The sequence below is a fragment of the Kitasatospora sp. NPDC091276 genome, from assembly GCF_040684355.1.
Taxonomy (GTDB): Bacteria; Actinomycetota; Actinomycetes; order Streptomycetales; family Streptomycetaceae; genus Kitasatospora.
On record NZ_JBFBFU010000015.1, the window covers coordinates 146,715 to 160,204 of the forward strand.

Below are 13,490 nucleotides of genomic sequence, written 5' to 3' on the forward strand. Positions count from 1 at the left end.
ATGGTGCCGCAGGGGCGGGGGGAGGTGGCGTAGGTCACGTCGTAATCGGCTGGTTTCGGGCGTTCTGTGGCGAGCTTGCGCCGTGGTGGCCGGGGTTGGTGGTGGACCGGAGGTCGGTGATCGCGTCGGGCCTAAATATGATCGGAAGCCACGTTCATCGGTTTGTACCGATGTTCGTATGTGCAACCTGGGAACGGTCCCGACCGTCTCCCTGTGTGCGGTGCGCCAGATCGTCCGGGGCGTCGCTTCCGTCGGTGAAAGGTACGCGCATGTCAGGTCAGTGGGGCGAGGGCCCGGCTCGGGGCGAGAACGCACCCGGCGCGCTCACGACGGGGAGCGATGGGTCCGTGCCTCCGCCGCGTACCGGGGGCCGGGCGGAGGCCCGGCGCGCCGCCCAGGGCAAGGGCGGTGGCCGCGGTGGCAAGGACGGCGGCAAGGACGCGGGCAAGGAGGGCGGTCGGGGCGCGGGCAAGGACGGCGGCAGGCCGGAGGCGGCGGCCGGCGGCGGCCGGGCGGCGGCGCGCAACAGCCGCAAGCCCAAGAAGAACGTGAAGAAGATCGTCGCCTGGTCGGCGGCCGGCGTGCTGGTGCTGATCGCGGGCGCCGGCGGGGCGATCTACTTCAAGCTGAACGCCAACATCAAGTCCTTCGACGGCGACGCGATAGCAACCGACCGCCCGCCGGAGGCGCAGGCCGACGCGGACGGCAACAAGCCGGTCAACGTGCTGCTGATCGGCTCGGACAGCCGCGGCAGCAACAACTCCGACCTCGGCGGCGGCGCCGCGGACGGCGGCGCCCGCTCGGACACCACGATCCTGCTGCACGTCTACGCCGACCACAAGCACGCCGTGGGCATCTCGATCCCGCGCAACGCGAAGGTCCCGATCCCGCCCTGCAAACTGCCCAACGGCAAGTGGACCAAGGGGTCGTCCAGCGACCTGTTCAACGCGGCCTTCTCGGTCGGCGGCAGCGACGGCGGCAACCCGGCCTGCGCCCAGAACACGGTGGAGAAGCTCACCGGGATCCGGGTCGACCACACCATCGTGGTCGACTTCAACGGCTTCTCCGCGATGACCAAGGCCGTGAACGGCGTCGACATCTGCCTGCCGAAGGCCATCTACGAGGGCGACGTCAACCCCAACCTGCACAGGAAGGGCGACCTCGTCCTGCCGCAGGGCAAGCAGACCGTGCAGGGCCAGCAGGCGCTGGACTACGTGCGGCTGCGGCACGGCATCGGCGACGGCTCCGACATCGGCCGGATGAAGCGCCAGCAGGCCTTCCTCAGCTCGCTCGCGAGCAAGGTCAAGAAGGACGGGCTGAGCCCCACCAACCTGCTGCCGCTGGCCGACGCCGCGACCAAGTCGCTGGTGGTCGACCCGGGGCTGGCCTCCGCGGACAAGCTGCTCTCCTTCGGGCTGTCGCTCAAGAACATCGACATGCACGACCTCAAGTTCGTGACGGCGCCCTGGCGTTACCGCACCCAGGACAAGGACCTCGACCTGGTCCAGCCGGACGCCAACAAGCTCTGGGAGACCCTCAAGGCCGACCAGACCATCGACGGGCAGAACGCCACCGGCCAGCAGCCGGACGCCGCCGCCAGCCCGAGCGCACCGGCCGCGCCGCAGTCGGCCGCGCCCAGCGCGCCCGCCGCGCCGGTCGCGGACGCCGGCAACTCGTCGATCAAGGTGGCGGTCTACAACGGGACGACCGAGAACGGCCTGGCCGGCAAGGCGACCGCGCAGCTGAAGGCCGCCAAGTTCGCCGCCACCACGGCGGGCCAGGCGGCGAGCACCAAGTACAAGACCACCATGATCGAGTACGGCTCCGGGCAGAAGGCGAACGCCGACAAGGTCGCCGCGTTGTTCCCGGGCGCCAGCGTCGAGGCCGGCAACTCGGCGGGCGTGACCCTGATCGTCGGCAAGGACTTCTCCGCGGCCAACGGCGGCGGGGCCACCGGCCCGTCCACCGGGACGGGCGGCGCGGCCGCGAACGGCACCCCGGCGCCCCCGGCGCCGCTGCCCACCACCGTCACCAACGACGCCCGCTCGGCGGACGACGACATCTGCGCGAACACCACCTACGGCAGCGGCGGCTGACCGCACCCGAGCCGTGGGGACGACCCCCGGGCCCGCGCCGTCCAGGGCGCGCGGGCCCGGGGGTCGTGCCATGGTGGCCGGAGAAACCGGGGAGGCGCCCGGCACGCGGGCGACCTGATGGACGAGGGCCCGACGCACCGGACCCCGACGCACCGGACCCCGACGCACCGGACCCCGACGCACCGGACCCGGGCACACCGGACCCGGCCCACGGACGAGGGGGGGCGCGCACCGAAAGGCGGACCCCCATGCCCGAGATCGCCCTCCAGTTCGACATCGCCGCACCCCGGGCCGTCGTCCTCGCCGCGCTCAACACGCACGGCGGGCTGACCAGCTGGTGGACCACCGGCGTGGACCGGGAGGGCGACGTCCTGCTGTTCGACTTCCCCGGCGTCCCCGAGCCGTTCCGGCTGCGCCGCGAGCGGGCCGACCTGGACCGGGTGGTGTGGGCCAACGCCGGGGCTTTCCCGCCGCACTGGGCCGGCACCTGGATCAGCTGGGACCTCGCCGACCAGCCCGACGAGCCCGGCCGCACCCGGTTGCTGTTCCGGCACGGCGGCTGGCAGCCGGGCAGCGAGGACGGCGTCCCGCTGGTCGCCGGCACCTGGGCCGAACTGCTGGTCCGGCTCAAGGACTACGTGCAGAGCGGCAAGGTGCAGCCGTACTTCGTCACGGCCCAGCGGCACGACGCCGCGTGAACGGCCCGCCGGCGGCTGAACGGGCCCCGGGCCCGTCCGATCGCCCGCCAGGGCGCCGTCCGGTGGCGGGATCGCGGCGCCGGGCCGATGGTGGGCGGTGTACCCGCCGTTCGCGCCGACGGCCGGCACCGGCAGCCCGGCACCGGGCGGCCGGGACCCGCCCGCCCCGACGACCACTGCCTTCGGGAGGCCCAGCAATGCCCGTAGTCACCGCTCCGTACAAGCCCGGCACCCCGTGCTGGATCGACCTGATGGCGAGCGACCAGCAGGCCGCGCTCGACTTCTACCGCGACCTGTTCGGCTGGCAGGGCGAGGTCGGCCCGGCCGAGTTCGGCGGCTACGCCGTGTGCATGCTCAACGACCGGCCGGTCGCCGGGATCATGGCGCGGTCCGCGCCCGAGGGCCAGCCGCTGCCGCCCGTCGCCTGGACCACCTACCTGGCCTCGGACGACGCCGACGTGAGCGGGGCCGCCATCGCCGAGCACGGCGGCACGATCCTCTACCCGGCGATGGACGTCGGCGTGATCGGTCGGATGCTGGTCGCCGCCGACCCGACCGGCGCGGTGTTCGGCGTCTGGCAGGCGATGGACTTCATCGGCGCGGGCGTGGTCAACGAGCCCGGCGCACTGGTCTGGAACGAGCTCAACACCGCCGACACCGAAGCGGCCGGCCGCTTCTACCTCCCGGCGCTCGGGCTGCGCCCGGCGACCATCCAGGGCATGGAGGGGTACTTCTCGCTCAACGCCGGCGACCGTACGGTGGGCGGCATGCAGCCGATCCCCGGGTACCTGGGGGCGGGCACGCCCTCGCACTGGATGGCCTACTTCTCGGTGGACGACACCGACTCCACCGTGGACGCCCTGGTCAAGGCGGGCGGCTCGGTGATCCAGCCGCCGTTCGACATGCAGTCCGGCCGGATGGCGGTCGTCCAGGACCCGCAGGGCGCGGTGTTCGCGGTGGCGGAGGCCGCCGAGGCGCAGATGCCCGACTCTCCGTAACAGCGCCGGGCACCCCTCGCCGTGACAGCGCCGGGCACCCACGAGCCCACCTGGCCACCCACGAGCACCCGGGCAACCCACGAGCACCCGGGCAACCGGAAGCCGCCCTTCCCGCGACGCGCCGCCGGGAAATGGGCGGCTTCCCCGCGTTCCCGGGTAAGACTGCACCCATGCTGGGGCTACCGGACGACATCCGCGCTTTCCTCTTCGACCTCGACGGGGTCCTCACCCAGACCGCCAAGGTGCACGCCGCGGCCTGGAAGGACACCTTCGACTCCTTCCTGCGCGCCGAAGCCGCCCGCACCGGCGGGCAGTTCGTCCCCTTCGACGCCGTCACCGACTACGACACCTACGTGGACGGCCGCCCGAGACTGGACGGCACCCGGGCGTTCCTGCACAGCCGGGGCGTCGACCTGCCCGAGGGCACCGACGCCGATCCGCCCAACACCCGTACCGTGCACGGGATCAGCCGGGCCAAGAACGACACCGTCCTGCGGTTGATCCGCGAGCAGGGCGTCCAGCCGTACGACGGCTCGGTCGCGTACGTGCACCGGCTGCGCGCGCTCGGGCTGCCCAGCGCCGTGGTGTCCTCCAGCGCCAACTGCCGGGACGTGCTGCGGGCGGCGGGCATCGAGGGGCTGTTCGACGTGATCGTGGACGGCGTCGTCGCCCAGCGCGAGGGCCTGCCCGGCAAACCCGCCCCCGACACCTACCTGTACGCCGCCCGCACACTGGGCGTCGAGCCCGCGCACGCCGCCGTCTTCGAGGACGCGCTCGCCGGGGTGGCCTCCGGCCGGGCGGGCGGCTTCGGGGCCGTGGTCGGGGTCAACCGCACCGGGCAGGCCGCCGAACTGCGCCGGGACGGCGCGACCGTGGTCGTCGACGACCTCGCCGAACTGCTGGAGGAGCGGGCATGAGTGAGCGGAGCGAGGCAGTCGCATGAGTGGCTTGGACAACTTCTCCGTCGACCCCTGGCTGATCGCCGAGCAGGGCCTGGACCTGACCGCGATGGCCCGCGCCGAGTCGCTGTTCGCGCTCTCCAACGGCCACATCGGCCTGCGCGCCAACCTGGACGAGGGCGAGCCGCACGGCCTCCCCGGCACCTACCTGAACGGTGTCTTCGAGCTCCGCCCGCTGCCGTACGGCGAGGGCGGCTACGGCTACCCGGAGTCCAGCCAGAGCGTCATCAACGTGACCAACGGCAAGATCATCCGGCTGCTGGTCGACGACGAGCCCTTCGACCTGCGCTACGGCGAACTCGTCCGCCACAAGCGCTGGTTGGACTTCCGGGAGGGGATACTGCACCGCGAGGCCGAGTGGACCTCCCCGGCCGGCCGGACCATCCGGGTGCGCTCCTCCCGGCTGGTCTCGCTCACCCAGCGCGCGATCGCCGCGGTCGACTACAGCGTCGAGGCGGTGGACGGACCGGTGCGGATCGTGCTCCAGTCCGAGCTGGTCGCCAACGAGCAGCTGCCCGGCGGCCCCGAGGGCGATCCTCGGGCCTCCGCCGTCCTGGAGGCGCCGCTTCAGCCCGAGGTGCACCACGCGAGCGACACCAAGGCCGTCCTGGTGCACCGCACCCGCTACAGCGCGATCCGGGTCGCCGCCGGGATGGACCACGTGATCGAGGGCCCGGAGGAGCTCGAAACCGTCGCCGAGGCCGAGGCCGACCACTGCCGGATCAGCGTCACCACCGTGCTCCGGCCCGGACAGCGGCTGCGGCTGGTCAAGTTGATGGCCTACGGCTGGTCGGGGACGCGCTCGCAGCCCGCCGTCCGGGACCAGGTGGAGGCCGCGCTGACCGCCGCTCGGTACACCGGCTGGGACGGTCTGGCCGCCGAACAGGCCGCCTACCTCAAGGAGTTCTGGGAGGCCAGCGACGTCGAGATCGAAGGCGACGTCGAACTCCAGCAGGCCGTCAGGTTCGCCGTCTTCCACGTCCTCCAGGCCGGCGCCCGCAGCGAGGAACGGGCCATCCCCGCCAAGGGGTTGACCGGCCCCGGCTACGACGGGCACAGCTTCTGGGACACCGAGACCTTCGTCCTCCCGGTGCTCACCTACTGCCTGCCCGGGGCCGTCAACCAGGCCCTGCGCTGGCGGCACACCACGCTGCCGCTGGCCCGCGAACGGGCCGCCCAACTCGGCCTGGCCGGAGCGGTGTTCCCCTGGCGGACCATCCGCGGAGAGGAGTGTTCCGGGTACTGGCCGGCCGGTACCGCCGCCTTCCACATCGGCGCCGACATCGCCGCCGCCGTCGCCCGCTACGTCCGGGCCACCGGGGACGCCGAGTTCGAGCGCGCGTACGGGCTCGAACTGCTCGTGGAGACCGCCCGGATGTGGCGCTCGCTCGGCCACCACGACGTCTCGGGGAAGTTCCGCATCGAGGGCGTCACCGGCCCGGACGAGTACAGCGCCGTCGCCGACAACAACGTCTTCACCAACCTGATGGCGCAGACGAACCTGCGCGCCGCCGCCGAGGCCGCCGCCCGCCACCCGCACGAGGCCGCCGAACTCGGCGTCGACACCGAGGAGACCGCCGCCTGGCGGGACGCCGCGGCCGCGATGTACATCCCGTACGACGAGGACCTCGGCGTGCACCCGCAGGCCGACGGCTTCACCCACCACCAGGTCTGGGACTTCGAGCACACCCCGCCCGAGAAGTACCCGCTGCTGCTGCACTACCCGTACTTCGACCTGTACCGCAAGCAGGTGGTCAAGCAGGCCGACCTGGTGCTCGCCATGCAGGTCCGCGGCGACGCGTTCACCGACGAGCAGAAGGCCCGCAACTTCGCCTACTACGAGCGGCTCACCGTCCGCGACTCCTCGCTCTCCGCGTGCACCCAGGCGGTGATCGCCGCCGAGGTCGGCCAGCTCGACCTCGCGTACGACTACACGGCCGAGGCGGCGCTGATGGACCTGCACGACCTCGGCGGCAACACCCGCGACGGCCTGCACATGGCCTCGCTCGCGGGTGCCTGCATCGCCCTGGTGGCGGGCTTCGGGGGGCTGCGCGACCACAGCGAGTCGCTGTCCTTCCGGCCCCGGCTGCCGGGCGGGCTGATGAGGCTCGGGTTCTCGCTGATGGTCCGCGGGCAGTTGCTGGGCGTCCAGATCACCCACGAGGGGACGACGTACACGCTGCGCCGCGGCGAGGTGCTGCACCTGTGGCACGACGGCGAGCCGGTGCAGGTGAAGGCCGGGGAGCCGGTCACCCTGCCGACCACCGCGCCGCCGGCCCAGGAGCGGTGCGGCCAGCCGCCCGGCCGCGAGCCCGCCCGGCGGCAGGCGCAGGCGGGCCTGGTCAGCGGCAAGCTCGGGCAGCAGGACCACCTGGCGGCGGAGTAGCCGCGCCGACCGGTCGTTCACCTGTTCGGGCCCGCTCCGGGTGCGGGGCGGGCCCGGCCGTCGGAGGGTGCAGGTGTCCTGCGGCAGCCGGCGGCCGGCGATTGGAGAGCACCCGTGGCGAGCGTGGCCGAACAGATGGTGGAGGTGCTCCGGCAGGCCGGGGTCGAGCGGGTCTACGGCGTGGTCGGAGACAGCCTCAACCCGGTCGTGGACGCGATCCGGCGGACCGACGGCATCGGCTGGGTGCACGTGCGCAACGAGGAGGCGGGCGCCTTCGCGGCGGCGGCCGAGGCCGAGCTCAGCGGCCGGCTCGCGGTCTGCGCAGGCTCCTGCGGGCCCGGCAACACCCACCTCGTCCAGGGCCTGTACGACGCCCAGCGCAGCGGCCTGCCGGTGCTGGCGCTCGCCTCGCACATCCCGTCCGGGCAGATCGGCACCGGCTTCTTCCAGGAGACCCACCCCGAGCGGGTGTTCACCGACTGCAGCACCTGGTGCGAGATGCTCTCCACCCCCGCCCAGTTGCCCCGGCTGATGCGGATCGCCATCCAGCACGCGCTCGGCTCGCACGGCGTCTCGGTGCTGGCCTTCCCCGGGGACGTCGCCGCGCTCCCCGCCGCCGGACCCACCGGGACCAGCCACTTCCTCACCGAGCAGGCCGTCGCCGCGCCGCCGTGGTCCCAGGTGCAGGAGCTGGCCCGGCTGCTCAACGCGGCCCGCAAGGTCGCCCTGTTCTGCGGCACGGGGGTGCGCGGGGCGCACGGCGAGGTGATGGAGGCGGCCCGGGCCCTGAACGCGCCGGTCGGGCACTCCCTGCGCGGCAAGGAGTGGATCCAGTACGACAATCCGTACGACGTCGGCATGAGCGGCCTGCTCGGCTACGGCGCCTGCCACGAGGCGCTGCACTCCGCCGACCTGGTGCTGCTGCTCGGCACCGACTTCCCGTACGACTCCTTCCTGCCGCAGGCGCACACCGTCCAGGTCGACCACGACGCCACCCGGCTGGGCCGCCGCACCGCGCTCGAACTGGCCGTCCACGGCGATGTCGCCGCCACCCTGCGGGCCGTCCTGCCGCTGCTGGACGCCAAGCGCGACCGCGCCTTCCTCGACGAGATGCTGCGCAAGCACTGCCGCTCGCTGGAGGACGTGGTCGGCGCCTACACCCGGGACATCGAGAAGCACCTGCCGATCCACCCCGAGTACGTCGCCTCGGTGCTCGACGAGGTGGCCGCCGACGACGCGGTGTTCACCGTGGACACCGGCATGAACAACGTCTGGGCCGCCCGCTACCTCCAGCCGAACGGCCGCCGCCGGGTGATCGGCTCCTTCCTGCACGGCTCGATGGCCAACGCCCTGCCGCACGCCATCGGCGCCCAACTGGCCTGCCCCGGGCGCCAGGTGATCGCGATGGCCGGCGACGGCGGGATCGGCATGCTGCTCGGCGAACTGCTGACGGTGGCCAAGCACCGGCTGCCGGTGAAGACCGTCGTCTTCAACAACGGGGCGCTCGGCATGATCAAGCTGGAGATGCTGGTCTCGGGCTACCCGGAGTACGAGATCGACAACGGGGACGTCGACTACGCGGGGATCGCGCGGGCGACGGGCATCCCGGCCAAGCGGGTCACCGAGCCGGCGAGGGTCCGGGAGGTGCTGGCGGAGGCGCTGGAACGGCCCGGCCCCGCCCTGGTGGACGTGGTCACCGACCCCAACGCGCTGTCCATCCCGCCGTACATCACGGCCGCCCAGCTGAAGGGCTTCGCGCTGGCGGCCGGGCGGACGGTGCTCTCCGGCGGGGTCGGGCGCATGATCGACCTGGCCCGCAGCAACCTGCGCAACATCCCGCGGCCCTAGCCGAGAAGGGGGACCCGGGCCCTCTTGCCTCTGAGGCAAAAATCTTGCCCGAGCGGCACGGCGGGTGTCCACTGGTCACATGACCACCAGCCCGACCGGGGACGCCGCCCCGGGAGACCGGCTCGACGACCAGGAAGTGGCCGGCCTCGCCGCCCGCCTCCGGGAACACCGGCTCAGCAGCCGCCTGACCCTCGAAGTGGCCTCCGCCCGGGTCGGGCTCTCCCCAGCCTATCTGTCCCGGCTGGAGACCGGCCGCCGCCAACCCTCCCTCCCCGTCCTGCTCGGCCTCGCCCGCGCCTACGGCACCTCCGTCTCCGGCCTGCTCGGCGAGACCATGGCCGAACCCGACCCGGTCGTGCGCGGCGGCGCCATCGAACCCGGCCGCGCCGGGGGCTGGGGCTACCGCCGGGCCGGCGCCCCCGGCCGGGCGATGCAGGCGCTGCGCGTCCACGTGCCCCCGGGCGTGCAGGACACGGTGGTCCGGGTCCACCCCGGCGAGGAGTGGCTGTACGTCCTGCAAGGCCGGCTCAAGCTGACCCTCGGCGACCGCGTCCACCGCCTCGACGTCGGCGACTCCGCCCACTTCGACTCGCTCACCCCGCACTGCATCGCCGCCGACGCGCCGGACGGCGTCGAACTGCTCTTCGTCCACACCCTGCTGCAGAGCCCCGGCGGCGAACTCTGCCTCGGCGGCCCCGCAACAACCCACTGACCCAACGTCAGAACCCTTGGAGGAGATCCCTCATGGCCGATCCCACCAGCCCCGAGAAGGCCGCCGCGGCCACCGCCCCGGCCGCTCCGACCCCCGCCCCGCTGACCGTCGACGCCGGCATCTCGGCCAACCGCCGGGTCGGGGTCCGCCTGGTGATCTACACCGCGGGCATCCACGCCTTCGCCGGCTTCATCATGCTGCTGTTCGAACTGGGCAACCGCAACAAGTAGTTCACCGGGGCGGTCGCGGCCCTCAGTGCTCGCGCAGCAGCTCGCAGAGGGCGTCCAGCGCGGCCGGGAAGGCGTGCTCGGGCGGGGACGCGTAGCCGATCACCAGAGCGGGAGCGGCGTCCGGGGCGGCGGCCGACCGGTCGGCGAGGTGCCAGGACAGCCCTTCGAGGGCCAGGCCGGCGGCCTCGGCCCGGGCCAGCAGCTCCGCCTCGGACGCGGAACCGGGCGGCAGTTGGAGAACGGCGTGCAGCCCGGCGGCGATCCCGGTGACCCGCACGCGCGGGGCGTGCTCGGCGAGCGCGGCGACCAGCCGGTCCCGCCGGCGCCGGTAGTGCAGCCGGCAGCGGCGGACGTGCCGGTCGTACGTCCCGGAGGTGATCAGCTCGGCGAGGGTCAGCTGGTCGAGCACCGGGGACATCGTGTCGGCCAGCGTCTTCAACCGGGCCACCGGCTCGACCAGCGCGTCCGGCAGGGCCAGCCAGGCCAGCCGCAGGCCCGGCGCGAGGCTCTTGGCGGCCGTCCCGGCGTACACCACCCGCTCCGGGTCGAGCGCCTGCATCGCGCCGACCGGCTGCCGGTCGTAGCGGAACTCGCCGTCGTAGTCGTCCTCGACGACGTACCCGTCCCGCTCGCGGGCCCAGCGCACCGCGGCGGCCCGCCGGTCGGCGGCCAGCGGCGCACCGGTGGGGAACTGGTGCGCGGGGGTGAGCAGGACGGCCCCGCACCGGCCGTCCAGCCGCTCGACCCGGGCGCCCGCCCCGTCCAGCGGCACCGGGACGGTGGCCAGCCCCGCCGCCCGGGCGACGGCGTGCTGCGGCGGCAGCCCGTACTCCTCGACCGCGAGGGCGCGGTCCCCGCGCTCCCGCAGGGCGGCGCAGAGCAGGCCCAGGCCCTGGGAGACACCGGTGCAGATCAGCAGGTGGTCGGGGTCGGTGCGGACGCCGCGGACCCGCGCCAGGTAGTCGGTGAGCGCCCGCCGCAGCTCGATCCGGCCGAACGGGCTGCCGTAGCCGAAGGCCTCGTGCGGCGCGGTGGCGAGGGCCCGGCGGGCGGCGGCGAGCCAGGCGGTGCGGGGGAAGAGCGAGAGGTCGGGCCGCCCGGCCATCAGGTCGTGCCGGACGGCCCGCCGCCCCGCCGCGGGCCGGGCCACCCGCCGGCTCCGGCCGGGCGCGGCCCGCCGGGCGACGGTGGTGCCGGAGCCCTGCCGGGAGGCGAGCCAGCCCTCCGCGGTGAGCTGCCCGTACGCCTCGACCACGGTGTTCCGGGCGATCCCGAGGTCCTCGCCGAGGGCCCGCGAGGACGGCAGCCGGGTGCCGGGCACGAGCCGCCCGTCCTGGACGGCCTCGCGCAGCGCGTCCTCCAGAGCGGCCCGCAGCCCGGCCCCGGCGGCGCGCCGCTCGGTGAGGTCCAGGTGCAGGTCGCCGCCGAAGGAGGTCCAGGAGCTGCTCACGGGCCCGATTATCGCGCGGCCCGGCATCCTCGCCCCCGAGTCGGTGGCGGATCAGACCGACAGGTAGACCGCGCTGCCGACGCCGGCGAGGAAGCAGTAGAGCGCGAACGGCGTCAGGCTGCGGGTCTCGAAGTACTTGGTGAGGAAGCGCACCGAGACGTAGCCGGCGACGAAGGCGGCGATGCTGCCGGCGACGACCGGGCCGAGGACGGCGGAGTTCTCCGGCTTGAACAGCTCGGGCACCTTCAGCACGGAGGCGGCCAGGATGACCGGGGTCGCGAGCAGGAAGGAGAAGCGGGCGGCGTCCTCGTGGTGCAGGCCGCGCAGGATGCCGGCGCTCATGGTGACACCGGAGCGGCTGATACCGGGGAAGAGCGCGAGGATCTGGGCGGCGCCGATCCAGGCGCCCTGGACGAAGCTGAGCCGGGCGAGGCGGTGGTCGGAGGCGATCGCCGGGTCGAGGCCCGGTTCCTCGGCGGGCGGGGCGGCGTGCCCGGCCCGCCGGCGGCCGGTGCCGCCGCGCTTGAGCCGTTCGGCACCGAGCAGCACCAGCCCGTTGAGGGCCAGGAAGACGGCGGCCGGGACGGGCTTGCCGAGCGCGTTGCGCAGCGCCTTCTCCAGGGCGAGGCCCGCCACCCCGACCGGGATGGTGGAGATGATCAGCAGCCAGGCGAGCTTCTCGTCCCGGCTCTCGACCCGGCGGCGGCGGACCGAGCTGAAGAAGCCGCCGATCACCCGGACCCAGTCCTTGCGGAAGAACACCACCAGCGCGAACGCGGTGGCCAGGTGCAGGCCGACCAGGACGGCGAGGTAGGAGGAGCCCTCGGCGGTCATGTCGAGGTCCCGCTGGATCTTCCCGCCGATCAGGGCGGGGAGCAGGATGCTGTGGCCCAGGCTGGAGACCGGGAAGAGTTCCGTCACACCCTGCAGCAGGCCGACGCCTATCGCTTCCGGGTAGGTCAGGGTGGACATCGCGCACCTTCGCTCGGGGGTCTGGATCCGGGGGAGCCCCGCGAAGCTACTACGGGCATGTAGACGCCCGGCAGCCCCGCCGCCAGAAGTTCATCGAGCGGACGTCTGGGCGCCACCGTCGCCGGTCAGCCGCCGGTCAGCCGCCGGTCAGCCGCCGGTGAGTCGCCGGTCAGTCGCCGGTCAGCCGCCGTGAGTCGCCGGTAAGTCGCCGGTCAGTCGCCGGACCGCGCCGCCGACCCGCCTCCGCCGAGCGGCACCCGCCGCCACGCCCCGCCGCCGGCGGGCACCGGCGCGGGGGCGAAGTCGTAGCGCGGCCCGTCCGGCCCGAGCGCGAGCAGCGAGATCGAGGAGGACCCCCAGATCCGCCCGTCGCCGAAGTCCCGCCGCTGGATCAGCGCCGCGTCGTCGTCCAGCGGCAGGCCGTCGCCCGCGACGATCGGCAGCCAGTCGCCCCAGGCCCGTTCGGCGGGCCCGTCGCCGGTCGGCTCCGGCCGGGGCACGGCGGCGAGGCGGGCCCGGAAGCGGTCGGCGCGGGCGGCCATCAGCGCGCGGATCCGCTCGGAGGCGGTCCGGTTGGCGGCCGTGCCCTCCAGCCCGTCGTTGAGCACCACGCTGAGGCCGACCGGCAGTTCGCGCTCCTCCAGCCGGCCGCCGCCCCAGCTGGCGACCCGGGCGCCGTCGGGCCGGACCAGGACGAGGTGGAACGGGTCGTACGGGGTGAGGTCGAGGTGGCCGATCCCGCCGTCCCGGACGGCGGTGAGCGGCAGTTCGCCACGGGAGAGCCGGGTGTCGGCGGGGGCGAGCGGCCCGAAGCCGTTCAGCAGGCAGGCGGCGGTCCGCCGCCCGGGGTCGACGGCCAGCCAGGTGCCGCCGGCGGCGAGGTCGAGTCCGCCGACCAGGGCCGGCCGGTCCGGCCAGTGGTGGTCCGGCGGCAGCCAGTCGCGCCCGAGGTACTCGTCCCGGACGGAGAGGAGCAGCACCGGCACGGCCGCCCCCGGTTCGATGCTGACGAACGCCGTACACACGATCGTGGCCCCCTGACCTCGCCCGGCGGGGGCACGCGTGGTGGCGCCCCCGCGGTCGATCCTCGCACTCCCGTTCGCGCGCCGGGAGTGCGCGTCCGCGACCGGAGGTTCCCCCG

11 protein-coding genes are annotated in these 13,490 nt (G+C 74.0%); 8 read left to right on the forward strand and 3 right to left on the reverse strand.

Annotation, left to right across the window (positions count from 1 at the left end; all coding sequences use genetic code 11):
- The first annotated feature begins 347 nt into the window (after positions 1 to 347).
- The 8 genes from AB0O19_RS20635 (at position 348) to AB0O19_RS20670 (ending at position 9,927) form a co-directional block, all read left to right on the forward strand.
- The gene (locus AB0O19_RS20635; protein WP_363621249.1) at positions 348 to 2,096 is read left to right on the forward strand and encodes an LCP family protein; all 1,749 of its coding nucleotides are present in this window, start codon (positions 348 to 350) and stop codon (positions 2,094 to 2,096) included.
- Positions 2,097 to 2,344: 248 nt separating this feature from the next.
- Entirely contained in the window at positions 2,345 to 2,794 is a 450-nt protein-coding gene (locus AB0O19_RS20640) for an SRPBCC domain-containing protein (RefSeq protein WP_363581379.1), read from the forward strand.
- Between the two features lie 197 nt (positions 2,795 to 2,991).
- A complete protein-coding gene (locus AB0O19_RS20645) occupies positions 2,992 to 3,792 on the forward strand; it encodes a VOC family protein (protein WP_363581377.1) in 801 nt (266 codons plus the stop codon).
- A 170-nt stretch (positions 3,793 to 3,962) separates the two neighbouring features.
- Positions 3,963 to 4,709 carry a beta-phosphoglucomutase family hydrolase gene (locus AB0O19_RS20650; protein ID WP_363621251.1) on the forward strand — a complete coding sequence of 249 codons (747 nt, stop codon included), beginning with the start codon at positions 3,963 to 3,965 and terminating at the stop codon, positions 4,707 to 4,709.
- Positions 4,710 to 4,731: 22 nt separating this feature from the next.
- Positions 4,732 to 7,137 (forward strand): glycosyl hydrolase family 65 protein, encoded by a 2,406-nt coding sequence (locus AB0O19_RS20655; RefSeq protein ID WP_363621253.1) that lies wholly within the window; start codon positions 4,732 to 4,734, stop codon positions 7,135 to 7,137.
- A 114-nt stretch (positions 7,138 to 7,251) separates the two neighbouring features.
- A complete protein-coding gene (locus AB0O19_RS20660; RefSeq protein ID WP_363621255.1) occupies positions 7,252 to 8,985 on the forward strand; it encodes a pyruvate dehydrogenase in 1,734 nt (577 codons plus the stop codon).
- Between the two features lie 79 nt (positions 8,986 to 9,064).
- A complete protein-coding gene (locus AB0O19_RS20665) occupies positions 9,065 to 9,697 on the forward strand; it encodes an XRE family transcriptional regulator (RefSeq protein ID WP_363621257.1) in 633 nt (210 codons plus the stop codon).
- Between the two features lie 32 nt (positions 9,698 to 9,729).
- Positions 9,730 to 9,927 carry a DUF6126 family protein gene (locus AB0O19_RS20670; protein ID WP_363621259.1) on the forward strand — a complete coding sequence of 66 codons (198 nt, stop codon included), beginning with the start codon at positions 9,730 to 9,732 and terminating at the stop codon, positions 9,925 to 9,927.
- 22 nt (positions 9,928 to 9,949) lie between these two features.
- On the opposite strand, the gene AB0O19_RS20675 is transcribed toward AB0O19_RS20670, so the two are convergent.
- The 3 genes from AB0O19_RS20675 to AB0O19_RS20685 form a co-directional block, all read right to left on the reverse strand.
- A complete protein-coding gene (locus tag AB0O19_RS20675) occupies positions 9,950 to 11,377 on the reverse strand; it encodes a PLP-dependent aminotransferase family protein (RefSeq protein ID WP_363621261.1) in 1,428 nt (475 codons plus the stop codon).
- Positions 11,378 to 11,428: 51 nt separating this feature from the next.
- Positions 11,429 to 12,349, reverse strand: coding sequence for an undecaprenyl-diphosphate phosphatase (locus AB0O19_RS20680; RefSeq protein WP_363621263.1), 921 nt, complete (start codon positions 12,347 to 12,349; stop codon positions 11,429 to 11,431).
- A 212-nt stretch (positions 12,350 to 12,561) separates the two neighbouring features.
- Positions 12,562 to 13,374 (reverse strand): NRDE family protein, encoded by an 813-nt coding sequence (locus AB0O19_RS20685; RefSeq protein ID WP_363621265.1) that lies wholly within the window; start codon positions 13,372 to 13,374, stop codon positions 12,562 to 12,564.
- Between the last annotated feature and the right edge of the window lie 116 nt (positions 13,375 to 13,490).

Coding starts and splice junctions, on each gene's coding strand:
- AB0O19_RS20640 (WP_363581379.1), top strand. CDS start 2,345: ATGCCCGAGATCGCCCTCCAGTTCGACATCGCCGCACCCCGGGCCGTC.
- AB0O19_RS20645 (WP_363581377.1), top strand. CDS start 2,992: ATGCCCGTAGTCACCGCTCCGTACAAGCCCGGCACCCCGTGCTGGATC.
- AB0O19_RS20650 (WP_363621251.1), top strand. CDS start 3,963: ATGCTGGGGCTACCGGACGACATCCGCGCTTTCCTCTTCGACCTCGAC.
- AB0O19_RS20655 (WP_363621253.1), top strand. CDS start 4,732: ATGAGTGGCTTGGACAACTTCTCCGTCGACCCCTGGCTGATCGCCGAG.
- AB0O19_RS20665 (WP_363621257.1), top strand. CDS start 9,065: ATGACCACCAGCCCGACCGGGGACGCCGCCCCGGGAGACCGGCTCGAC.
- AB0O19_RS20670 (WP_363621259.1), top strand. CDS start 9,730: ATGGCCGATCCCACCAGCCCCGAGAAGGCCGCCGCGGCCACCGCCCCG.
- AB0O19_RS20680 (WP_363621263.1), bottom strand. CDS start 12,349: ATGTCCACCCTGACCTACCCGGAAGCGATAGGCGTCGGCCTGCTGCAG.